The 21633-nt window shown below is 71.5% G+C and carries 22 protein-coding genes; 15 read left to right on the top strand and 7 right to left on the bottom strand.

Features of this window, described 5'->3' with window-relative positions; genetic code table 11:
- Positions 1-34 precede the first annotated feature (34 nt).
- Together BN159_RS19865 and BN159_RS19860 are read right to left on the bottom strand one after the other, a co-directional pair.
- A complete protein-coding gene (locus BN159_RS19865; RefSeq protein WP_015658780.1) occupies positions 35-1369 on the bottom strand; it encodes a PH domain-containing protein in 1335 nt (444 codons plus the stop codon).
- The gene (locus tag BN159_RS19860) at positions 1366-1896 is read right to left on the bottom strand and encodes a PH domain-containing protein (RefSeq protein ID WP_015658779.1); all 531 of its coding nucleotides are present in this window, start codon (positions 1894-1896) and stop codon (positions 1366-1368) included. Before BN159_RS19860 ends, BN159_RS19865 begins: the two co-directional genes overlap by 4 nt.
- A 31-nt stretch (positions 1897-1927) precedes the next feature.
- On the opposite strand from BN159_RS19860, the gene BN159_RS19855 reads away from it, so the two are divergent.
- Positions 1928-3076, top strand: coding sequence for an NADH-quinone oxidoreductase subunit D (locus tag BN159_RS19855; RefSeq protein ID WP_015658778.1), 1149 nt, complete (start codon positions 1928-1930; stop codon positions 3074-3076).
- On the opposite strand, the gene BN159_RS19850 is transcribed toward BN159_RS19855, so the two are convergent.
- Complete coding sequence (locus BN159_RS19850) at positions 3041-4141, bottom strand: SAM-dependent methyltransferase (protein WP_015658777.1); 1101 nt, start codon at positions 4139-4141, stop codon at positions 3041-3043. The genes BN159_RS19855 and BN159_RS19850 overlap by 36 nt on opposite strands.
- Before the next feature lie 118 nt (positions 4142-4259).
- Between BN159_RS19850 and BN159_RS19845 the strand changes: the two genes are divergently transcribed.
- Positions 4260-5465 carry a sensor histidine kinase gene (locus tag BN159_RS19845; RefSeq protein WP_015658776.1) on the top strand — a complete coding sequence of 402 codons (1206 nt, stop codon included), beginning with the start codon at positions 4260-4262 and terminating at the stop codon, positions 5463-5465.
- Positions 5466-5528: 63 nt separating this feature from the next.
- Positions 5529-6203 carry a response regulator transcription factor gene (locus BN159_RS19840; protein ID WP_015658775.1) on the top strand — a complete coding sequence of 225 codons (675 nt, stop codon included), beginning with the start codon at positions 5529-5531 and terminating at the stop codon, positions 6201-6203.
- A 31-nt stretch (positions 6204-6234) separates the two neighbouring features.
- Here the strand turns inward: BN159_RS19840 and BN159_RS19835 are convergent, their stop codons facing one another.
- A complete protein-coding gene (locus tag BN159_RS19835; RefSeq protein WP_041819564.1) occupies positions 6235-7341 on the bottom strand; it encodes a DUF5937 family protein in 1107 nt (368 codons plus the stop codon).
- Positions 7342-7504: 163 nt separating this feature from the next.
- Here BN159_RS19835 and BN159_RS19830 point away from each other — a divergent pair, with 163 nt between their 5' ends.
- Complete coding sequence (locus BN159_RS19830) at positions 7505-7708, top strand: hypothetical protein (protein ID WP_015658773.1); 204 nt, start codon at positions 7505-7507, stop codon at positions 7706-7708.
- Positions 7709-7731: 23 nt separating this feature from the next.
- On the opposite strand, the gene BN159_RS19825 is transcribed toward BN159_RS19830, so the two are convergent.
- A complete protein-coding gene (locus tag BN159_RS19825; protein WP_015658772.1) occupies positions 7732-8931 on the bottom strand; it encodes a threonine aldolase family protein in 1200 nt (399 codons plus the stop codon).
- 188 nt (positions 8932-9119) lie between these two features.
- Here BN159_RS19825 and BN159_RS19820 point away from each other — a divergent pair, with 188 nt between their 5' ends.
- The 10 genes from BN159_RS19820 (at position 9120) to BN159_RS19775 (ending at position 17264) form a co-directional block, all read left to right on the top strand.
- A complete protein-coding gene (locus BN159_RS19820; RefSeq protein ID WP_015658771.1) occupies positions 9120-10040 on the top strand; it encodes a Rossmann-like and DUF2520 domain-containing protein in 921 nt (306 codons plus the stop codon).
- Positions 10037-11047, top strand: coding sequence for a pantoate--beta-alanine ligase (gene panC, locus BN159_RS19815; protein WP_015658770.1), 1011 nt, complete (start codon positions 10037-10039; stop codon positions 11045-11047). The genes BN159_RS19820 and panC overlap by 4 nt, the downstream gene beginning before the upstream one ends.
- Entirely contained in the window at positions 11044-12756 is a 1713-nt protein-coding gene (locus tag BN159_RS19810; protein WP_015658769.1) for an L-aspartate oxidase, read from the top strand. Before panC ends, BN159_RS19810 begins: the two co-directional genes overlap by 4 nt.
- A 5-nt stretch (positions 12757-12761) precedes the next feature.
- A complete protein-coding gene (gene nadC, locus BN159_RS19805; RefSeq protein ID WP_015658768.1) occupies positions 12762-13739 on the top strand; it encodes a carboxylating nicotinate-nucleotide diphosphorylase in 978 nt (325 codons plus the stop codon).
- A 16-nt stretch (positions 13740-13755) separates the two neighbouring features.
- On the top strand, positions 13756-14553 hold the full coding sequence (locus tag BN159_RS19800; protein ID WP_015658767.1) for a type III pantothenate kinase: 798 nt from the start codon (positions 13756-13758) through the stop codon (positions 14551-14553).
- A 130-nt stretch (positions 14554-14683) separates the two neighbouring features.
- Positions 14684-15346 (top strand): hypothetical protein, encoded by a 663-nt coding sequence (locus BN159_RS19795; protein WP_015658766.1) that lies wholly within the window; start codon positions 14684-14686, stop codon positions 15344-15346.
- Between the two features lie 59 nt (positions 15347-15405).
- Positions 15406-15585 (top strand): hypothetical protein, encoded by a 180-nt coding sequence (locus tag BN159_RS19790; RefSeq protein ID WP_015658765.1) that lies wholly within the window; start codon positions 15406-15408, stop codon positions 15583-15585.
- A 139-nt stretch (positions 15586-15724) separates the two neighbouring features.
- A complete protein-coding gene (locus tag BN159_RS19785) occupies positions 15725-16141 on the top strand; it encodes a BlaI/MecI/CopY family transcriptional regulator (protein ID WP_269450992.1) in 417 nt (138 codons plus the stop codon).
- Between the two features lie 9 nt (positions 16142-16150).
- The gene (locus tag BN159_RS19780) at positions 16151-16699 is read left to right on the top strand and encodes an amino-acid N-acetyltransferase (protein WP_015658763.1); all 549 of its coding nucleotides are present in this window, start codon (positions 16151-16153) and stop codon (positions 16697-16699) included.
- 229 nt (positions 16700-16928) lie between these two features.
- A complete protein-coding gene (locus BN159_RS19775) occupies positions 16929-17264 on the top strand; it encodes a histone-like nucleoid-structuring protein Lsr2 (RefSeq protein ID WP_015658762.1) in 336 nt (111 codons plus the stop codon).
- On the opposite strand, the gene BN159_RS19770 is transcribed toward BN159_RS19775, so the two are convergent.
- Complete coding sequence (locus tag BN159_RS19770) at positions 17243-17905, bottom strand: SCO3374 family protein (RefSeq protein ID WP_015658761.1); 663 nt, start codon at positions 17903-17905, stop codon at positions 17243-17245. The genes BN159_RS19775 and BN159_RS19770 overlap by 22 nt on opposite strands.
- Positions 17906-18335: 430 nt before the next feature.
- On the opposite strand from BN159_RS19770, the gene BN159_RS19765 reads away from it, so the two are divergent.
- Positions 18336-20861 (top strand): ATP-dependent Clp protease ATP-binding subunit, encoded by a 2526-nt coding sequence (locus BN159_RS19765; RefSeq protein WP_015658760.1) that lies wholly within the window; start codon positions 18336-18338, stop codon positions 20859-20861.
- Between the two features lie 60 nt (positions 20862-20921).
- On the opposite strand, the gene BN159_RS19760 is transcribed toward BN159_RS19765, so the two are convergent.
- Positions 20922-21557, bottom strand: a complete 636-nt coding sequence (locus tag BN159_RS19760) for an HAD family acid phosphatase (protein ID WP_015658759.1) — start codon at positions 21555-21557, stop codon at positions 20922-20924.
- Between the last annotated feature and the right edge of the window lie 76 nt (positions 21558-21633).

Here is a 21633-nt window from a genome sequence, read left to right as displayed (position 1 = left end):
GGGTCGGCCTCAGGGTCGGCCCCTTCTTGCTGTCCTACGCCATCCACCGGTCCGGCGGCGCGTCCCTCCGGCCCGTCCGCGAGCGTTCGGCCTGCGCCCGGAGCAGCTCCGACGCCTCTTCAGCGTCCCGCAGACGCGCTGTGACGGTCTTGTTGGCCCCCGTGTCCACGTGCACGTCGGCGACGCCCAGCGCGCGCTTCCAGGGCCCCTGCGCGTGCCGCACGCTCTGCACCTTCGCGTGCGGCACGAGCGCCAGGCTGCGGCGCAGCAGTCCCTCGTGCGCGGCGAACACCGCGTCGGTGACGACCAGTCCGTAGCCGCGCCACCACAGGGGCACGCACCAGCGCGCACGCCGCGGCGGCCGGGACAGCGCCGAGTCCGGGGGCACCGTCACTCCGGGCAGCACGCGCGCGATGACGGCCTCGGCGACCTCACGCGGGGCGACCGGAACCAGCACGGAGTTCGAGGACCCCGCCACGTCCAGCTCCACGCGCACCCACCCGCGCCGCCGCCACAGCAGCGGCCGCACGATCCGCACCGTCTGCACCCGCCCCGGCGGCACCGTCTCGTGGACGCGGTCCAGCAGCCCGCGGTCGATGCGCAGTCCGTCGGGGGAGTCGGCGACCGTCCAGTCGTACTCGGCGACGAACCGGCCCACGCTGCTCGCGCCCGCCGCGCCGAGCAGGGGGAGGGCGGTGGCGAGGACCGTCCACACGCTGTGGGTGGCGAACCAGAGCACCGGCGGGACGACGAGGGCGGCGACCAGGGTGCCCCAGGTGGAGCCCGTCAGCACGAGGGAGAGCGCGAGTTCGCGTGCGGGCGTGCGCATCAGCTCGCGCGCTGGTGCTTCGCCCACTTCACGCGCCGTCTCGGGCGCGAATCCGGCGGCGCGTGCGAGGAGTTCCGCGCGGAGCGCACGCGCCTCCTCCGCGCCCAGGAACGCGAGCTCGTCCTTCTTGTCGGCGCCGACGACATCGAGTTTGAGCTTGGCGACGCCCACCACGCGCGCGAGGAGCGGCTGGCTGACGTCGACGGCCTGGATGCGCTCCAGCCGGATGTGCGCGGTGCGCCGGAACACCAGCCCGGTACGGATGCGCAGTTCGGTGTCGGTGACCGCGAAGTGCGTGAACCACCAGGTGAGAAAGCCGTACAGGGCGGCGGCCGGAACGGCGACGGCTATCGCGAGCAGCAGCGTGGTCGTCGTCAGCCGGGTCAGCTGCCGCTGGGTCTGGTCGGGGTCGTGCACCGCCCACCCGATGACCACGGCCACCGGCGCCCACGCCCGCCTGAGCGGCGTCACGGGGTGCAGCCGCCGCTCGGTGACGGCCGGCTTCTCGCGTACGGCGTTCTCGACGCCCGGGAGGGTCACAGGCCCGCCGATCGGGCCTCACCGAGCTCGGTGAGCCGGTCGCGCAGCCGTTCCGCCTCGGCCGGGTCCAGGCCGGGGATGGTGGCGTCGGTAGCGGCGGCCGCGGTGTGCAGCTGCACGCTGGCCAGCCCGAAGTGCCGTTCGACGGGCCCGGACGTGACCTCCACGAGCTGCATGCGGCCGTACGGCACGACCGTCTCCTCGCGCCACAGCACGCCCCGGCTGATGAGCAGGTCGTCGGCGCGCTCGGCGTAGCGCCAGGAGCGCCAGTTGCGGCCGAGCATGACCCAGCCCCAGACCGCCACTGCGAGGGGCAGCAGCGCGAACGTGGCCCATGCGGGGCCGGCGAGCAGACCCAGGAGCACGGCGAGGCCGATCGCCAGCAGTCCCAGCCACACCACCAGCAACAGCCGCCGCATCCGCAACAGCCCCGGTGGCAGCCCGGTCCAGACCGGCTCGTGCCCGACAGCAGGCGCGGCGCCTGTTTGCCCGGTATGCGCCGCGTTTTCCCGGCTCCCCGTCTCCATATGGTCAGCCTACGTAGGAGAGACTGTGTCCATGCCTACGACGGAGACCACGGTCGGTATCGGCGGAGCCGCGGAGAGCACCGACATGGTGCTCAACATCGGGCCCCAGCACCCGTCCACGCACGGCGTGCTGCGCCTGCGGCTCGTCCTGGACGGTGAGCGCATCACCAGTGCCGAACCGGTGATCGGCTATATGCACCGCGGCGCGGAGAAGCTCTTCGAGGCGCGCGACTACCGCCAGATCATCATGCTCGCCAACCGCCACGACTGGCTGTCGGCCTTCTCCAACGAGCTGGGCGTCGTCCTGGCGGTGGAACGCATGCTCGGCATGGAGGTGCCCGAGCGCGCTGTGTGGACCCGCACGCTGCTCGCGGAGCTCAACCGGGTGCTCAACCACCTGATGTTCCTCGGCTCGTACCCGCTGGAGCTGGGCGGGATCACGCCGATCTTCTACGCGTTCTCGGAGCGCGAGGAACTACAGCACGTGATGGAGGAGGTCTCCGGCGGGCGCATGCACTACATGTTCAACCGGGTCGGCGGCCTCAAGGAGGACCTGCCCGCCGGCTGGACGACACGCGCGCGTGCCGCCGTCGCCGATGTGCGCTCCCGGATGGACCGGTTCGACGACCTGGTCCTCGGCAACGAGATCTTCCGCGGGCGCACGCGGGGCGTGGGCGTCCTGTCGCCGGAGGCCGTGCACGCGTACGGCGTGAGCGGGCCGATCGGGCGCGCCTCGGGCGTGGACTTCGACCTGCGCCGCGACGAGCCCTATCTCGCCTATGGCGACCTTCAGGACACCCTGAAGGTCGTGACCCGTCAGGAGGGCGACTGCCTCGCCCGGTTCGAGTGCCTGCTGGAGCAGACCCACAACTCCCTCGACCTCGCCGACGCCTGCCTCGACCGGCTCACCGAACTGCCGCCCGGCCCGATCAACCAGCGGCTGCCCAAGGTCCTGAAGGCGCCCGAGGGGCACACCTACGCATGGACCGAGAACCCCCTCGGCATCAACGGCTACTACCTCGTGAGCAAGGGCGAGAAGACCCCGTACCGGCTCAAGCTCCGCTCCGCCTCGTACAACAACATCCAGGCGCTGGTGGAACTGCTTCCGGGCACGCTGGTGGCGGACATGGTGGCGATCCTGGGGTCAATGTTCTTCGTGGTCGGGGACATCGACAAGTAGCTCTCGGAGCGGCCCTTCGAGGGGTGCGTCCGGAATTCCAACCGGCTGAAGCAGCCACCCGAAGTCGCCGAGGCCGCCGGGCGCGGTGAGCTCGGCGGCTTCACCGGCGCTCGCGAGGGCGCGTACGTAGGCGGCGGGTTGCGTGGTCGCCAGGGCGAGCGGGGGGCGTGCGCCTGCGATGCCCAGGGCGCGCAGAGCGTCGCGCTGCATGAGCAGGCGCGCACGCGGAAGCGCACGCGCCGTGGCGCCCGCCTCCGCGCCCGCCCGCGCATTCGCGTTCACGCCCGCGTGCGCACAAGCGTCCAGCGCCACATGCGCCGTGATGTCGCACGACCCGTCCGGCACAGGCGCCGTCTCGCGCCCCTCGCGGAAGCCCATCAGCGTCCCGAACAGAGGGCGCTCGTCCGCCGAGTGCGTGTAGTCGACGGCGACCGCGAGCCCCCGCGTGAGCGTGGCGACGGCCGCCGCCCACGCCTCGTCCCGGGGCCGCCCGATCTCGGCTCGCACCCCCTCCTCCGCGGGAAGCGGCCACCACCGCCCGAGCCACTCCGCGTCCGCCCCCTCGACCGGCTCCCCGAGCCGCTCGGTCCCGTCGTGCCGGACGAGGACGAGGCGCGGCACCCCCGCGGCGTCGACCTCCGCCACCTCGACGGGGACGTTGTCGAGCCACTCGTTGGCGAACAGCAGGCCCGTGACGCCCGGGGGAGGCTCCGGCACCCACTCGATCCGGTGGTCGAGTCCGGGCGGGCGGTCGGCGAGTTCGACGGCGTACCCACGCGCGCGGGCGGCCACGTCAGCGGGGAGGGCGGCGAGGACCGCGGTGATCAGTTCGCCGCGTCCCGCGGCCATGTCGACGAAGTCGAGCCTCTCGGGGCGGCCGAGCGCCTCGTCGACACTGCACAGCAGTCTGGCCACGGCCTCGGCGAAGAGGGGCGAGGCGTGGACGGACGTACGGAAGTGGCCCGCCGGGCCCTCGGGCCTGCGGTAGAAGCCGTGGGGTCCGTACAGCGCCTCCTGAGCCGCCGCCCGCCACCCCAGCCAGCCCTCGCCTGTGTCTTCCGTCACCGGCCCAGGCTAAAGGCACAGGGGAACGGTGCCTCCACCTTGGGGAGTACGCGCGCCCGTCGCGGATCGGTCCTCCGGTTGACCCCTGCACACGTCACGCTTCCCTACGCTGGGTTACGTGCAGCGCATCTATGACTTCCTCCGCAGGCACCCGACATGGGTCGACAGCTTCTGGGCCGTCTTCCTGTTCGGGATCTCTGTGGTGTCCGGGGTCGTGCAGCAGGAGGCGGAGCACACCGACTACCCGGTGGCCGCCGCCGTGCCGATCGCGCTGCTGCTCTCCCTGGTGGTCGCCCTGCGCCGGCTGATGCCGGAGCGGATGCTGCTGCTGGCCGTCGGTCTCGGTGTGGCGCAGCTGGCGCTGGACGTCGAGACGATGGCGGCCAACTTCGCCATGCTGGTGATCACCTACACCGTCGCCGCGACCGGCGCCCGCTGGGCCTCCCGGCTGGCGCTGGGCGTCGGTCTTGTCGCGGCGCCCCTGGCGCAGCTGCGCTGGCCGGAGAACGAGTCGAGCGCACTCGGCACCGTCGCCATCATGATCTTCACCACGGTGCCGTTCGCGCTCGCCTGGGTGCTCGGCGACTCGATACGCACCCGGCGCGCGTACTTCGCGGAGCTGGAGGAGCGCGCGAGCCGGCTGGAGAAGGAGCGCGAGGCGCAGGCCAAGGTCGCGGTCGCCGCCGAGCGCGCCCGGATCGCGCGCGAGCTGCACGACGTCGTCGCGCACAACGTGTCGGTGATGGTGGTGCAGGCCGACGGCGCCGCCTACGTCCTCGACGCCGCGCCCGACCAGGCGAAGAAGGCCCTGGAGACGATCTCCTCGACCGGCCGCCAGGCCCTCGCCGAGATGCGCCGCCTGCTGGGCGTGCTGCGCACCGGCGAGCACCAGGAGGGCGGGGAGTACGTCCCGCAGCCCGACGTCGAGCAGATCGACGAACTCATCCAGCAGTGCCGCACCTCCGGACTGCCCGTCGACTTCAAGGTCGAGGGCACCCCGCGCCCGCTGCCCAGCGGCGTCGAGCTCACCGCGTACCGCATCGTGCAGGAGGCGCTCACCAACACCCGCAAGCACGGCGGCCCGAACGCGGGTGCGAGCGTGCGCCTGGTCTACTTCGACGACGGTCTCGGCCTGCTCGTCGAGGACGACGGCAAGGGCGCCCCGCACGAGTTGTACGAGGAGGGTGGCGTCGACGGCCAGGGCCACGGCCTGATCGGCATGCGGGAGCGCGTCGGCATGGTCGGCGGCACCCTGGACGCCGGCCCCCGCCCGGGCGGAGGATTCCGCATCAGCGCCCTGCTGCCGCTGAAACCGGCGCACTGAGGCGAGCCGCGCCCTGGATTGACACCTGTAACGACCCCGTAGCCGGACATGGAAGAGGACCCGATGACGATCCGCGTGATGCTCGTCGACGACCAGGTGCTGTTGCGCACCGGGTTCCGGATGGTGCTCGCCGCCCAGCCGGACATGGAGGTCGTCGCGGAGGCGGGCGACGGCGTGGAGGCCCTTCAGGTGCTGCGGGAGACCGCCGTCGACGTGGTGCTGATGGACGTGCGCATGCCGAAGCTGGACGGCGTGGAGACCACCCGCCGCATCTGCTCGGACCCCAACCCGCCGAAGGTGCTGATCCTGACCACCTTCGACCTCGACGAGTACGCCTTCTCCGGGCTGAAGGCGGGCGCCTCCGGCTTCATGCTCAAGGACGTGCCGCCGGGTGAGCTGCTCGCCGCCATCCGCGCCGTGCACAGCGGCGACGCGGTGGTGGCCCCCTCGACCACGCGCCGCCTGCTGGACCGCTTCGCGCCGATGCTGCCGAGCACCGGCAAGGAGCCGCAGCACAAGGAGCTGGAGCGGCTCACCGACCGTGAGCGCGAGGTCATGGTGCTGGTCGCGCAGGGCCTGTCCAACGGCGAGATCGCGGCCCGGCTCGTGCTGTCGGAGGCCACCGTGAAGACGCACGTCGGCCGCATCCTGACCAAGCTCGGGCTGCGGGACCGGGTGCAGGTGGTGGTCCTGGCCTACGAGACGGGGCTGGTACGGGCCGGCGGCGGGCAGGGCTGAGCCCGAGCCGGTCGCCGAAGAGGCTCCCCGCTCACCGCAGCAGGGCCTCCAGGAAGTCGCTGCCGAGCCGGGCCACGGCCGTCACGTCCAGCTGGTGCAGGACGTACCGGCCGCGGCGGCGGGTGGTGATCAGGCCCGCCTTCTTCAGCACGCTCAGGTGCCGGGATATCTCGGGCGCGGTCATGCCGTGGATCTGGACCAGCTCGCTCGTGGTGTACGTGCTGCGGGCGAGGTTCCGGCACAGCTGCATGCGCACCGGGTGAGACAGGGCGGTCATCCGCAGGATCAGCTGATCGACCGCGGGCGGCGCGCTGAGCTCGGGGGAGCCGACCGGGTAGTGCACCACCGGCTGCCAGCCGTGCCGGTGCAGCACCATCAGATGCGGCCAGCCCAGGCTCGTCGGCACGAGCAGCAGGCTGCGGTCGCGGATGACGCTGTGGCCCTGGCGCAGCTTGTCGATGGTGATGCGGCCGCCGTCCTCGTCGACCTTCACGGCCGCGGAGACCGCGGTGAGCGCCTCGGCCAGCCCCTTGTGCCGCAGCAGGTCGGTCTTGTGGCGGGCGTCGGCGGCGAGTTGGTGGCGCAGGCGGTGCCAGACGTCCGCGAAGAACGCCTCGTCGCAGTCCTCAAGGAACTGTCGCAGCCAGGCCCGGATGCGCGGCGGATCGTCCAGCAGCCGCTTGCTGAAGCGCAGTTGCTGGGGCCCGCGCGCGGCGGCCAGTTCCAGGGCACGGCGGCGCAGTTCGGCGTCGTCGAGCACCGAGGGGCCCGGGGTGGTGTACGGCAGGGCGCAGGTGAACTCCAGGGCGGCGTCCGCGAACTGCTCGTCCGTCAGCTTGTCCAGCAGGTCCAGTTCCTCGGCGAGCGTGGCACCCGGGAGGGTGGGCCCGCCGGGGATGCCGGCACAGGGCAGGAACAGGTCCGAGAACGTCGTACGCCACAGGAAGTCGGCCTCGCACATGCGGTCGGCCAGATGCGGGTCGAGGCCCGCCGTCACGCTGGTCACCCAGCCCTGGAGTCCCGGATGGTGGCTCGGCTCGGACAGGGCGTGCAGCGCCATGCCGAGCTCGGCCAGGGGCGAGGGCACGACGGCGACCCTCTCCGGCCGCAGCCCCGCGATGTCGATGCTCACGCTCATGCCCTCATGGTGCACCCCGCCACTGACAACGCCGCCCTCGTTTGACGCCCGCCGTCAATCGACGCGACTTCGGGGCGCGACCGGCGCAGGCTGGGAGGACCGGGGCAGCCGCGGAGCCTCACCGCCGGCGTCCATCACTTCCGTCCCGAAGAGGCGAACCGCCATGAGCATCACCCAGCAGTACCTCCTCGACGCCTACCGCGCGGGGCAGCACGGCGAGCCGGCGCCGCCCGCGCCGGGCACCCACGACGCGCGAGTCGTACGGCAGTGGCGGGACGAACGCCGCTTCCGTGCCGTCCTCGCCGGGCGCCCGGTGGGCGGCAGGCTCCGCCGGGCCCTGGGCCGCGGCCCGCGCCCTACCCGCTGACCTGATCCTTCAGCCGCTCGACTTCAGCCGCTCGACTTCAGCCGTTCGGCGAAGTCCGCGACGGCCGTCCGTACGTCGTCGGCGGTCCAGTCCAGGCCCGCGGCCCGTACGTCGATCTCCGTGACGGCGAGTCCCGGAACGGGGGCGGCCCAGGGGCGGGAGAACAGCAGGGTCCTCGTCTCCTCGGCGTGCCGGACCGCCGCCTCGGCGACGTCATCGGCGTCGTACGGCAGCCAGAGCTGGAACTCGTTGGTGTGCGGCACCTCGGGGTGGACGCGGGTCCAGGGCACGCCCGCCGCCGCGAACCCCGCGCGCAGCGCGTCGGCCACCACGCGCGCGTGCCGGACGTAGTCGGGCAGCCGGGGCAGCTCCAGCTCCAGGCCGACGAGGGCCGACAGCGCGGTCGGGAACTGCTGGAAGACCGTGCCGCCGTACCGGTGCCGCCAGGCCTTCATCTCGTCGACGAGGGTCTGGGGCCCGGCGACCGCAGCGCCGCCGTAGCCGTCGAGGGACTTGTAGAAGGACACGTAGACGCTGTCCGCGAGGTCCGCGATCTCGTCCAGGGGGCGGTCGAAGTGGACGGTGGACTCCCACAGGCGCGCGCCGTCGAAGTGCACCACCGCCTCACGCTCCCGCGCCGCCTCGGCGACCTCGGTGAGCTCCTCCCAGGACGGCAGGACGAAACCGGCGTCCCTGAGCGGCAGTTCCAGCATCAGCGCCCCGACGGGCTCGTCCAGGCCGCGCACCTCGTCGGCCGTGAGCTGGCGCGGCTCGCTCGTGATCCTGACCGGGCGCAAGCCGCTGACCTGGCTGAAGGCGTTCCGCTCGTGCATCTCGGGGTGGGCCAGGGCGTGCAGGGCGACGGCGGGGTTCCCGGTCCGGCCCGCCCAGCAGCGCAGGGCCACCTGCTGGGCCATCGTGCCGGTCGGGAAGAACGCGGCGGCCTCCTTGCCGAGCAGCCCGGCGACCTTGTCCTCCAGGACCTCGACGACGCCGTCGCCGTACATGTCGGCGGGCTGGTCGAGGTCGTACACGTCCGCCGCGCGCTCCATCAGCGCGAGGCGATCCCGGAGCGTGCGCTGCGCCACCGGGCGCCCCAACAGGCGCCGCGCGCTCCTGGACGCGCTGATGCGCCGCTCCCTCAGCAACTTGCGCCGTTCGTCGTCCGAGAGCCGCTTCACGTGCTCCGCGCCCTGCCGATCCGTCTGTGCCGCATCACTCATGCCCGGATGATGTCGCGCCCCGCCTCACGCGGGCACCCGCATTTTCCGCAAGCGTTTGCCCCGTGCGCCGATGGCTCACGGAAACCCACAGCCTGTGGACAACTGAACGCCCCTCGAACCGATCGCGTTAACATGACGAGAAATCGTCCGGTACCCGGAGCGGACTGGAACGGGAAGGCCACCGTCGAGTGAGTACAAGCCAACAGCCAGATCCGAAGGACCGACCCGCGCGGCTCACCGTCGGCGTCGTCGGCGCCGGCCGCGTGGGCCCCGCGCTCGCCGCGTCCCTCCAGCTCGCCGGGCACCGGCCGGTGGCCGTCTCCGGAGTCTCCGACGCCTCCCGCCGACGGGCCGCGCAACTCCTGCCCGACGTCCCCCTCGTGCCGCCCGCCGAGGTTCTCAAGCGTGCCGACCTGGTCCTGCTCACCGTCCCCGACGACGCCCTGACCGGCCTGGTCGCCGGACTCGCCGAGACCGGCGCCGTTCGCCCCGGCCAGCTGCTGGTGCACACCTCCGGACGGTACGGCGCCAAGGTCCTCGACCCCGCCCTGCGCGCGGGCGCGCTGCCGCTGGCCCTGCACCCGGCGATGACCTTCACCGGCACTCCCGTCGACGTCCAGCGCCTGGCCGGCTGCTCGTTCGGCGTCACGGCCCCCGAGGAACTGCGCCTCGCCGCCGAGGCCCTCGTCATCGAGATGGGCGGCGAACCGGAGTGGATCGCCGAGGAGATGCGGCCGCTCTACCACGCGGCCCTCGCTCTGGGCGCCAACCACTTGGTGACGCTGGTCGCCCAGTCGATGGAGCTGCTGCGCGCCGCCGGGGTCGAGGCCCCCGACCGGATGCTCGGCCCCCTGCTCGGCGCCGCCCTCGACAACGCCCTGCGCTCCGGCGACGCCGCCCTGACCGGCCCCGTCGCGCGCGGGGACGCCGGCACGGTCGCCGCGCACGTCACCGAGTTGCGCAAGTACGCCCCGCAGACCGTCGCCGGCTACCTGGCGATGGCCCGCGCCACCGCCGACCGCGCGCTCGCGCACGGGCTGCTCAAGCCGGAACTCGCCGAAGACCTGCTCGGAGTGCTCGCCGACAGCACCAAGGGAGACGCGGGATGACCACCACCCTGCTGCGCACCGCCGCCGAACTGGCCGCACGCGCGCGTACCGGCCGCCGGGCCGTCGTGATGACCATGGGTGCCCTGCACGAGGGCCACGCCACCCTGGTCCGCTCCGCGCGCGAGATCGCCGGGCCGGACGGCGAGGTCGTGGTGACGGTCTTCGTCAACCCGCTCCAGTTCGGCGCGGGCGAGGACCTCGACCGCTACCCGCGCACCCTCGAAGCCGACCTCAAGATCGCCGAGGAGGCCGGCGCGGATGTCGTGTTCGCGCCCGCCGTGGACGAGGTCTACCCGGGCGGCGAACCCCAGGTCCGGGTCAGCGCGGGCCCCATGGGGGAGCGCCTGGAGGGCGCCGCGCGCCCCGGGCACTTCGACGGCATGCTCACCGTCGTCGCCAAGCTGCTCCACCTCACCCGCCCCGACGTGGCGCTGTTCGGCCAGAAGGACGCCCAGCAGCTCGCCCTGATCCGCCGCATGGTCCGCGATCTGAACTTCGGCATCGACATCGTGGGCGTCCCGACCGTGCGCGAGGACGACGGCCTGGCCCTGTCCAGCCGCAACCGCTATCTCTCGCCCGCCGACCGGCGCACCGCGCTCGCGCTGTCCCAGGCGCTGTTCGCGGGCCAGGACCGGCACGCGGCGCAGGAGGCACTGCGCGCGCGGGCGCTCGAAGTCCCCGCCACGCACGCGCGTGCCGAGGCGCTCAGCGCCCTCGGGGAGTCCCGTGCCGCCGCCGACGCGCACGCCGTCGCCAAGGCCGCCCCGGGCGGCCCCGCGGCCGTTCGCGCCGCCGCCCGCCTGGTCCTGGACGAGGCCGCCCGCCTCGACCCGCCGCTCGCCCTGGACTACCTCGCCCTCGTCGACCCTTCCGACTTCACCGAGATCGGCGACGACTTCACCGGCGAGGCCGTCCTCGCGGTCGCCGCCCGGGTCGGCACGACCCGGCTGATCGACAACATCCCCCTCACATTCGGAACTCTCGGAACCCTCGGAGCCGCCTCGTGACCAGCACAGGCATACGACTGCACGCGCCCGCGCCCGGGTGGTCCATCGACGCGGACGTCGTCGTCGTCGGCTCCGGCGTCGCCGGTCTGACCGCGGCCCTGCGCTGCGAGGCCGCCGGTCTGACCACGGTCGTCGTCACCAAGGCCCGCCTCGACGACGGCTCCACCCGCTGGGCGCAGGGCGGCATCGCCGCAGCCCTCGGCGAGGGCGACACCCCCGAGCAGCACCTGGCCGACACCCTGGTCGCGGGCGCCGGGCTGTGCGACGAGGACGCGGTGCGGATCCTCGTCACCGAGGGCCCGGACGCCGTGCGCCGGCTCATCGAGACGGGCGCCCACTTCGACGAGTCGGAGGAGGGCGGCCTGGAGCTCACCCGCGAGGGCGGCCACCACCGGCGCCGGATCGCGCACGCGGGCGGGGACGCGACCGGCGCGGAGATCTCCCGCGCGCTCGTAGAGGCAGCTCGCGCGCGGGGCGTGCGCACCATCGAGAACGCGCTGGTCCTGGACCTCCTCACGGACGCCGACGGCCGTACCGCGGGCGTGACCCTGCACGTGATGGGCGAGGGCCAGCACGACGGCGTGGGCGCCGTGCACGCCCCCGCGGTCGTCCTCGCGACCGGCGGCATGGGCCAGGTCTTCTCCGCGACCACCAACCCCTCGGTCTCCACCGGCGACGGCGTCGCGCTCGCCCTGCGCGCGGGAGCCGAGATCTCCGACCTGGAGTTCGTGCAGTTCCACCCCACCGTGCTGTTCCTCGGCGCGGACGCGGAGGGCCAGCAGCCGCTCGTCTCCGAGGCCGTGCGCGGCGAGGGTGCGCACCTGGTCGACGGCGACGGCGTTCGCTTCATGGTCGGCCAGCACGAACTGGCCGAACTCGCGCCCCGGGACATCGTCGCCAAGGGCATCATGCGCCGCATGCAGGAGCAGGACGCCGAGCACATGTTCCTCGACGCCCGGCACTTCGGCGCCGACATGTGGGAGCACCGCTTCCCGACGATCCTCGCCGCCTGCCGCGCCAACGGCATCGACCCCGTGTACGAGCCCATCCCGATCGCCCCGGCCGCGCACTACGCCTCCGGGGGCGTGCGCACCGACTCCCAGGGCCGTACGACCGTCCCGGGCCTGTACGCGTGCGGCGAGGTCGCCTGCACCGGCGTGCACGGCGCGAACCGGCTCGCGTCCAACTCCCTGCTGGAGGGCCTGGTCTACGCCGAGCGCATCGCCGCCGACATCGCGGCGAGCCACGCCGACAACGGCCTCCTCGCGCGCGTGCCGCATCCGGTGCCGCACCCGGAGGTGCCCGCGCATCCGCTGCTCGCGCCCGAGGACCGGTTCGCCATCCAGCGGATCATGACGGACGGCGCGGGCGTCCTGCGCTCTGCCGACTCCCTCGCGCGGGCCGCCGACCAGCTCCAGCGGCTGCACGCGGACGCGCGCGAGGCCCTGGTCGAGAACGGCAAGACCGCCGAGCCCGGCGTCGACACCTGGGAGGCCACCAACCTCCTGTGCGTGGCCCGCGTCCTGGTCGCCGCCGCCCGGCTGCGCGAGGAGACCCGCGGCTGCCACTGGCGCGAGGACCGGCCCGAGCGCGACGACACCGACTGGCGCCGCCACATCGTCGTACGGCTGAATCCGGACCGCACACTCGCCGTAGAGCCCACCGATACCGCAGACTTCCCCCCGACCCGGCAGCCCCAGGAGCAGTGACAGACGTGAGCACCCCCGACCTCCCCCTCGTCCAGGACGACGGCTGCGGCGACGGCTGCGCCTGCGGTGCGGACACCGACGAGACGTATCTGGAGTGCGGGCTCGACCCCGCGCTCGCCGAGCTGCTGGCCGCCGCGGGCCTCGACCCCCTGGAGGTCGAGGACATCGCGAACGTCGCCATCCAGGAGGACCTCGCCCACGGCGTGGACGTGACGACCGTCGCGACCATTCCCGAGGACGCCGTCGCCACCGCCGACTTCACCGCGCGTGAGGCGGGCGTGGCGGCCGGGCTGCGGGTCGCCGAAGCGGTGATCTCCGTGGTCTGCACCGACGAGTTCGAGGTCGAGCGCCACGTCGAGGACGGCGACCGGGTGGAGGCCGGGCAGAAGCTGCTGTCGGTCACCACGCGCACGCGTGACCTGCTGACCGCCGAGCGCAGCGCCCTGAACCTGATGTGCCGGCTGTCCGGCATCGCCACCGCCACGCGCGCGTGGGCGGACGCTCTGGAGGGCACCAAGGCACGCGTGCGGGACACGCGGAAGACGACCCCGGGGCTGAGGTCGCTGGAGAAGTTCGCGGTCCGCTGCGGCGGCGGTGTGAACCACCGGATGTCGCTGTCGGACGCGGCGCTGGTCAAGGACAACCACGTGGTCGCCGCGGGCGGCGTCGCGTCGGCCTTCAAGGCCGTGCGCGAGGCCTTCCCCGAGGTGCCGATCGAGGTCGAGGTGGACACCCTGCACCAGCTGCGCGAGGTGGTGGACGCCGGGGCCGACCTGATCCTGCTGGACAACTTCACGCCCGGGGAGTGCGAGGAGGCGGTGGCGCTCGTGCACGGGCGCGCGGCCCTGGAGGCGTCCGGTCGGCTCACGCTGGAGAACGCGAAGGCGTACGCGGACACGGGTGTCGACTATCTGGCCGTGGGGGCGCTGACGCACTCCTCGCCGATCCTCGACATCGGGCTGGATCTGCGAGCGGCGGAGTAGGGAGCGGGATCCGGCCATGCTGCTGACGATCGACGTAGGCAATACCCACACCGTCCTGGGCCTGTTCGACGGCGAGGACATCGTCGAGCACTGGCGCATCTCCACGGACGCGCGCCGCACCGCGGACGAGCTGGCGGTGCTGCTTCAGGGGCTGATGGGGATGCATCCCCTCCTCGGTGAGGAGCTGGGGGACGGCATCGACGGGATCGCGATCTGCGCGACCGTGCCGTCCGTCCTGCACGAGCTGCGGGAAGTGACCCGGCGCTACTACGGCGACGTGCCGGCGGTGCTGGTCGAGCCCGGGGTGAAGACGGGCGTGCCGATCCTCACCGACAACCCCAAGGAGGTCGGCGCGGACCGCATCATCAACGCGGTCGCGGCGGTCGAGCTGTACGGGGGGCCCGCCATCGTCGTGGACTTCGGTACGGCGACGACCTTCGACGCGGTGTCCGCGCGCGGGGAGTACGTCGGCGGTGTCATCGCGCCCGGTATCGAGATCTCCGTGGAGGCGCTCGGGGTCAAGGGGGCGCAGCTGCGGAAGATCGAGGTGGCCCGCCCGCGGAGCGTGATCGGCAAGAACACGGTCGAGGCGATGCAGTCCGGAATCGTGTACGGCTTCGCCGGGCAGGTGGACGGCGTCGTGAGCCGGATGGCGCGGGAGATGGCGGACGACCCCGAGGACGTGACGGTGATCGCGACGGGCGGACTGGCCCCGATGGTCCTGGGCGAGTCCTCGGTCATCGACGAGCACGAGCCCTGGCTGACGCTGATCGGGCTGCGGCTGGTGTACGAGCGGAACGTCTCCCGCATGTGAGCGGGCAGCGGCGGCGCCCGACCGGCCCGACCGGGTGGCTCCGTCGCGCCACGCCCTCTCCCTATGTCGAGTTTGTCTGATTAGCGCGTATCGTCGGCGCATGCCCACGCCATACGGATCTCGCGGCGGCATGGCGTTCGGCGTGGAGGAGCTGCGTGTGCTCCGACGCGCGCTCGCCCTTGCCCTGAACCCCGACCCCGCCTCGGCCGAGGACGTCCAGGAGTGTCTCCGCCTCGCCGATTCACTGGACGAAGCGGTGCGCGAGGGCGCTCGGCTGCGCGCCTTCCTCGTGGCCGACCTCGCCCGGTACCGCTCCGCCCTCCCCGGCACCGCCGCCGGTTATCTCGCCCTTCTGGAGGAGGCCCTGGGTGCCGGATACCGGCCCGACCCCGACGATCTGGCCGCCCTGCGCGCCCTGCGCGGCAACCCGGTCGCCGCGGCTCTCCTGAGTCGCTGCCAGACGCTGGCCGAACGGGACGTACGGGCCCGTCTCGCCCGCCGCACGGCCCGGCAGGACTCCTCGGCCACCCCGACCGTCCCCGCCTCCCGTACCCGCCTTCTCGCCCTTCCTGGGGGCCTTGCGGCGGCGCCCGTCGCCGACGCGGAGGGCGATCCCGCCGAGAAACCCGCCAAGAAACCCCCCGTCAGGCCCGCCGAGAAGCCGGCCGCCCCCGAGCCCGCCGACCCGCAACCGCCCCGCCGCCCCGTCCCCACGCCGGGCGAGGTCTTCCCCCGCCGCAAGCCGACCCCGCCCCCGGCCGCCCAGCCGCCCCATCGGCTGGCCGCCGGCTGATTGCGCCGCCCGCGAACCCCACCCCCTGCCCGACCGACCCCCCTCGCTACCCTGAATCCATGGACTACGTCTCCGCGCTCGTGCCCCCCGTCGTCATGGCTGTGTTCTTCGCCGGGGTGATCAGGGTGATCGTGAAGACCCAGGGCGGGACCAACAAGGCCAAGGAGGACGCGGTCGTCGACGCCGCCCTCGCGCGGGCCGAGGGGGCCCGGCAGGGGACGGGGCGCGCGGACGGCTGACGCCACCCGGACCGTTACGGCGTACGACTCTCGCTTTTCGAGTCGTACGCCCTTTTTGTGATCGTTTGCCGGTGAAAGTGCACGTCCGGCACGCCAATCCCGGCATCTCCCACTATTGTGCTGAGCTGTGCCTCGCCCATTGGGAGAACTCGAAGACGCGGTCATGACGCGGGTGTGGAAGTGGAACCGCCCGGTGACCGTTCGAGAAGTCCTCGAAGATCTTCAGCAGGAACGGTCCATCGCGTACACCACGGTGATGACCGTTTTGGACAATCTCCATCAGAAGGGCTGGGTGCGCCGTGAGGCGGAAGGCCGGGCCTATCGGTATGAGGCGGTGTCCACTCGTGCCGCTTACGCCGCCGCCCTGATGAACGACGCCTGGTCGCAGAGCGACAACCCGGCCGCCGCCCTCGTCGCCTTCTTCGGCATGATGAGCGAGGAACAGCGACATGCCCTTCGGGATGCGGTCCGCATCGTCCAAGGGCCGGAAGAAGCGCAGCAAGTGGATAGCGGGTCCGAGAACCCCGGCTCGGCACCGGAGGGTGACGGGCGATAGCGTCCGCTCATGTCCGCACATCGCTCACCGGCAGAGAGCCCAGAAGTCACCGCAAAAGCCATCACCGTCCGACGGGCCCGCACCAGCGATGTCCCGGTGGTGCGTCGCCTGCTTGACGCCTACGTCCGCGGCGGCATCCTGCTCGACAAAGCCACGGTGACGCTTTACGAGGACATCCAGGAGTTCTGGGTCGCGGAACGCGACGACAACGCGGAGGTCGTCGGCTGCGGCGCCCTGCACGTGATGTGGGAAGACCTCGCGGAAGTCCGCACTCTCGCCGTGAAGCCGGGACTCAAGGGCGCCGGCGTCGGTCACCAGTTGCTGGAGAAGTTGCTCCAGACCGCACGTTGGCTCGGTGTTCGCCGGGTATTCTGCCTGACCTTCGAAGTGGACTTCTTCGCCAAGCACGGCTTCGTCGAGATCGGAGAGACGCCGGTCGACACGGATGTCTACGCCGAGCTGATGCGTTCCTATGACGAGGGCGTCGCGGAGTTCCTCGGTCTCGAACGAGTGAAACCGAACACCTTGGGCAACAGCCGGATGCTTCTGCATCTGTGATCGCCGGTAAGCCGAAGCGGAGACCCGAAGCAGAGATCCGGTGCCCTATGTCCGAAACGCGCATGTTTCCGGGCGGGGAGCGGGCTGTAGGTCTCTGCCAGGGGTTTGTGTTTTTCCAGCAAAAGCGGTTTGCTTTCCGACGTAGTGCAGTACTGCATATAACAGGGGGCGGCGAAACGGCGGGACGCCGCAGACCCCGGCCCAGAAGTTATCGATGAAAGGAAATCCGGTGGCACAGAAGGTTCAGGTCCTTCTTGTCGACGACCTCGACGGCGGCGAGGCGGACGAGACCGTGACGTTCGCGCTGGACGGCAAGACGTACGAGATCGATCTCACGACTACCAATGCGGACAAGCTCCGCGGCCTTCTCGAGCCTTACGTGAAGGGTGGTCGTCGTACCGGAGGCCGTGCTTCGGGTGGGCGTGGAAAGGCGCGTGCCGCTTCCGGTGGCAGCCAGGACACCGCCCAGATCCGCGCGTGGGCGAAGGAGAACGGATACGAGGTCAACGACCGCGGCCGTGTTCCGGCGTCCATTCGTGAGGCTTACGAGAAGGCCAACGGCTGAGCGCACACGCGGCGCAGCCGCAATCGGTGGCAGTGTGTCGCCATCGTGTCCACGAGTCGTACGAGATCGGGGGCGCCCCCACCGCCCCCCAGAGCCGACAGCGTCGGCAGCGAGGCCTCGACCTCGCACCCCGGCTCGGGAGGTCGCAGCCACACAGCGATCCCCTGCGGCGCGCCGGGGCGGCCCAGGGGAAGCGGCCGCCCATCGGCCCCCGTTCCCGGCCCGGGGAGATCGGGCGCGGCCATGGCACCGCCCGGCCCGGAAGGCCCCCCGAAGGGCTCGGGCGCATCCATCACGCCGCCCTCACCCGTCGCCGTGAGGTCCAGGGGCAGTGCGCCCCACTCCAGCCAGGCCAGCACCCCGGGCAGCTCTTCCGCGCTGCCCGCGGCCACCAGGAGCTGCATCCGGTCGCCCCGCAGGGCCACCGGAGAGCCCGGCGACAGATGGCGCAGCGCCGCCCGGCCCGCCTCGGCCGGGACGTCCAGGACGTCGAAGCGCAGGCCCAGCCGGAGTCCCGGTGGATTCCCGGGCACCGTCGGCCACCCCAGTTCGTTCTCGTACCACCGGCGGACCTGATCGCTCGGATCGAGCGGCCGGCGGGGGAGGGGGAGTGCGGTGACCGGGGGGAGGCTGCCAACCATGCCAAGTGCAACCGTCGGAAGAGCGCGCGAGTTACGCTGGGTGTTCTCGCGAACGCACAGAGTGTCGACGGAGGGGGCGTACGGGGGTATGGGGAGGCGCGAGGTTGTTCGCCCGTAGCGGAGGGAACCCGTGCACGCGGCATGGACTGTCCGTGACGGCGGGTAAGACATCCCTAGTGGGAGGGGGCGACACGCAGAACAGGCCGTCTCACGTTCGCCATCGGCGTACTGGTGAAGCGGGTAACTGCCTGGCCTGCGGGAACATCGTCTCGCACCATCAGGTTGGAGCAGATGTCGGCGTTCGGGGTCAGGAGGCCATCGACGGTGTCGGCAGTTGGAATGAGCGGTCCCCGCTTGCGGGACTAAGCTGCGGAAGGACAGGGAGGGGAAGTTCCCCCCACTGCCTGACCGCTCTGAGGAGCGATTAACGATGTTCGAGAGGTTCACCGACCGCGCGCGGCGGGTTGTCGTCCTGGCTCAGGAAGAAGCCCGGATGCTCAACCACAACTACATCGGCACCGAGCACATCCTCCTGGGCCTGATCCACGAGGGTGAGGGTGTCGCCGCCAAGGCCCTTGAGAGCCTCGGGATTTCGCTCGAGGCGGTCCGCCAGCAGGTGGAGGAGATCATCGGCCAGGGCCAGCAGGCCCCGTCCGGGCACATCCCCTTCACCCCCCGTGCCAAGAAGGTCCTGGAGCTGTCGCTCCGCGAGGCCCTTCAGCTCGGCCACAACTACATCGGCACGGAGCACATCCTGCTCGGCCTGATCCGCGAGGGCGAGGGTGTCGCCGCCCAGGTCCTGGTCAAGCTGGGTGCCGATCTCAACCGGGTGCGGCAGCAGGTCATCCAGCTGCTCTCCGGCTACCAGGGCAAGGAGACCGCCACCGCCGGCGGGCCTGCCGAGGGCACCCCCTCGACGTCCCTGGTCCTCGACCAGTTCGGCCGGAACCTCACCCAGGCCGCTCGTGAGTCCAAGCTCGACCCGGTCATCGGGCGCGAGAAGGAGATCGAGCGGGTCATGCAGGTGCTGTCCCGCCGTACCAAGAACAACCCGGTCCTGATCGGTGAGCCCGGCGTCGGCAAGACCGCCGTCGTCGAGGGCCTCGCCCAGGCCATCGTCAAGGGCGAGGTGCCCGAGACCCTCAAGGACAAGCACCTCTACACCCTGGACCTCGGCGCGCTGGTCGCCGGCTCCCGCTACCGCGGTGACTTCGAGGAGCGCCTGAAGAAGGTGCTCAAGGAGATCCGCACCCGCGGCGACATCATCCTGTTCATCGACGAGCTGCACACGCTGGTCGGTGCGGGTGCCGCCGAGGGCGCCATCGACGCCGCTTCGATCCTGAAGCCGATGCTGGCCCGCGGTGAGCTCCAGACCATCGGTGCCACCACCCTGGACGAGTACCGCAAGCACCTGGAGAAGGACGCCGCGCTCGAGCGCCGCTTCCAGCCCATCCAGGTCGCCGAGCCGTCCCTGCCGCACACGATCGAGATCCTCAAGGGTCTGCGTGACCGGTACGAGGCCCACCACCGCGTCTCCATCACCGACGAGGCGCTGGTCCAGGCCGCCACCCTGGCCGACCGGTACATCTCGGACCGCTTCCTGCCGGACAAGGCGATCGACCTGATCGACGAGGCCGGTTCCCGGATGCGCATCCGCCGGATGACCGCGCCGCCGGACCTGCGCGAGTTCGACGAGAAGATCGCCGGTGTCCGCCGGGACAAGGAGTCCGCGATCGACTCGCAGGACTTCGAGAAGGCCGCCTCCCTCCGCGACAAGGAGAAGCAGCTCCTGGCCGCCAAGGCCAAGCGGGAGAAGGAGTGGAAGGCCGGCGACATGGACGTCGTCGCCGAGGTCGACGGCGACCTGATCGCCGAGGTCCTCGCGACCGCCACCGGCATCCCGGTCTTCAAGCTGACCGAGGAGGAGTCCTCGCGTCTGCTGCGCATGGAGGACGAGCTTCACAAGCGGGTCATCGGCCAGACCGACGCCGTCAAGGCGCTGTCGAAGGCGATCCGCCGTACGCGTGCCGGCCTGAAGGACCCCAAGCGTCCCGGTGGTTCGTTCATCTTCGCCGGTCCGTCCGGTGTCGGTAAGACCGAGCTGTCCAAGGCGCTCGCCGAGTTCCTCTTCGGCGACGAGGACGCGCTGATCTCCCTCGACATGTCGGAGTTCAGCGAGAAGCACACCGTCTCGCGGCTGTTCGGTTCGCCTCCCGGCTACGTCGGCTACGAAGAGGGCGGCCAGCTGACCGAGAAGGTCCGCCGCAAGCCGTTCTCCGTCGTCCTCTTCGACGAGGTCGAGAAGGCCCACCCGGACATCTTCAACTCGCTGCTCCAGATCCTGGAGGACGGTCGTCTGACCGACTCCCAGGGCCGGGTCGTGGACTTCAAGAACACGGTCATCATCATGACGACCAACCTCGGCACCCGGGACATCTCCAAGGGCTTCAACCTGGGCTTCGCGGCCTCGGGCGACAAGAAGACCAACTACGAGCGCATGAAGAACAAGGTCTCGGACGAGCTCAAGCAGCACTTCCGGCCCGAGTTCCTCAACCGCGTCGACGACGTGGTCGTCTTCCCGCAGCTGACGCAGGAGGACATCCTCGCGATCGTCGACCTGATGATCGGCAAGGTGGACGAGCGCCTGAAGGACCGGGACATGGGCATCGAGCTCTCCCAGTCCGCCAAGGAGCTGCTGTCCAAGAAGGGTTACGACCCGGTGCTGGGTGCGCGTCCGCTGCGTCGCACCATCCAGCGCGAGATCGAGGACTCGCTGTCGGAGAAGATCCTCTTCGGCGAGCTGCGCCCCGGTCACATCGTGGTCGTGGACACCGAGGGCGAGGGCGAGACCCAGACCTTCACCTTCCGCGGTGAGGAGAAGTCGGCGCTGCCCGACGTCCCGCCGATCGAGCAGGCGGCCGGCGGTGCCGGGCCGAACCTGAGCAAGGAGGCGTAAGCCTCAGACGTCGAGGGGCCGGTGCTCATTGAGCACCGGCCCCTCACGTATGTCCGGGGACTACGACAGCTGGCCGTTGTAGTCCGGCAGCTTGTACGTCTTCTCCGCGTGGCCGCCCGACAGGTCCGTCGCGCTGTTGCCGATGTTCGCGATGATCGTGTAGCCCTTGTTCTCGATGTCGACGCGCTGGGCCGTCTTGTAGTCGCCGACGTTCTTGAACAGGTCCAGGAAGCCGCGGACGTAGAGCCCGGCGACCTTGTAGCCGCGGTACTTGAGGTTGAAGTCCGTGACCGAGTAGATGATGCCCGGGCGGGCGGTCACGAAGAACAGGGCGACGCCGCGCTCCTGGGCGTACTTGGCGACGTCCAGGACCGGCTTGTTGGCCGGCTGGGGGTAGCTGAAGCCGAAGTCGGTCTCCAGGGTCGTGTTGTCGATGTCGAACACGATCGCCTGCTTCTCGCCCGGCTTGGTGTTCGCGATCCGCTGCTTGATCTCGGGCAGCGCCTGGTCCATCACCAGCTGGCAGTCCTTCTGCCAGGTCGCGTAGTCGACGTCCGCCGTGGCGGCGGCGGTGGCGACGGTCAGCGTGCCGGAGCTCGTCGCGGCCTGGGCGGCGGGGCCGGCGAAAGCCACCAGGGCGGCGGCGGAGGCGGCGGTGGCACCGATGCGGAGCGCCCAGGGGCGTCGGGTGGTCATGTGTGTGGGGGTCCCTTCGCGTACGGCCAGCATGTCGTGTGCATGTTCGTCGAGCTGGGTGGCGCGTGGGGAACCG

Source organism: Streptomyces davaonensis JCM 4913 (assembly GCF_000349325.1).
GTDB classification, from domain to species: Bacteria; Actinomycetota; Actinomycetes; order Streptomycetales; family Streptomycetaceae; genus Streptomyces; species Streptomyces davaonensis.
Note: the sequence above shows the minus strand (reverse complement) of the source record. Positions and strands in the feature narration are given on the sequence as shown.

Excerpts from the sequence above, each read along its gene's own strand:
- BN159_RS19860 (WP_015658779.1), bottom strand. The coding sequence starts at position 1,896 with ATGGAGACGGGGAGCCGGGAAAACGCGGCGCATACCGGGCAAACAGGC.
- BN159_RS19855 (WP_015658778.1), top strand. The coding sequence starts at position 1,928 with ATGCCTACGACGGAGACCACGGTCGGTATCGGCGGAGCCGCGGAGAGC.
- BN159_RS19840 (WP_015658775.1), top strand. The coding sequence starts at position 5,529 with ATGACGATCCGCGTGATGCTCGTCGACGACCAGGTGCTGTTGCGCACC.
- BN159_RS19835 (WP_041819564.1), bottom strand. The coding sequence starts at position 7,341 with ATGAGCGTGAGCATCGACATCGCGGGGCTGCGGCCGGAGAGGGTCGCC.
- BN159_RS19830 (WP_015658773.1), top strand. The coding sequence starts at position 7,505 with ATGAGCATCACCCAGCAGTACCTCCTCGACGCCTACCGCGCGGGGCAG.
- BN159_RS19825 (WP_015658772.1), bottom strand. The coding sequence starts at position 8,931 with ATGAGTGATGCGGCACAGACGGATCGGCAGGGCGCGGAGCACGTGAAG.
- panC (WP_015658770.1), top strand. The coding sequence starts at position 10,037 with ATGACCACCACCCTGCTGCGCACCGCCGCCGAACTGGCCGCACGCGCG.
- BN159_RS19800 (WP_015658767.1), top strand. The coding sequence starts at position 13,756 with ATGCTGCTGACGATCGACGTAGGCAATACCCACACCGTCCTGGGCCTG.
- BN159_RS19795 (WP_015658766.1), top strand. The coding sequence starts at position 14,684 with ATGGCGTTCGGCGTGGAGGAGCTGCGTGTGCTCCGACGCGCGCTCGCC.
- BN159_RS19790 (WP_015658765.1), top strand. The coding sequence starts at position 15,406 with ATGGACTACGTCTCCGCGCTCGTGCCCCCCGTCGTCATGGCTGTGTTC.
- BN159_RS19780 (WP_015658763.1), top strand. The coding sequence starts at position 16,151 with ATGTCCGCACATCGCTCACCGGCAGAGAGCCCAGAAGTCACCGCAAAA.
- BN159_RS19770 (WP_015658761.1), bottom strand. The coding sequence starts at position 17,905 with ATGGTTGGCAGCCTCCCCCCGGTCACCGCACTCCCCCTCCCCCGCCGG.
- BN159_RS19765 (WP_015658760.1), top strand. The coding sequence starts at position 18,336 with ATGTTCGAGAGGTTCACCGACCGCGCGCGGCGGGTTGTCGTCCTGGCT.
- BN159_RS19760 (WP_015658759.1), bottom strand. The coding sequence starts at position 21,557 with ATGACCACCCGACGCCCCTGGGCGCTCCGCATCGGTGCCACCGCCGCC.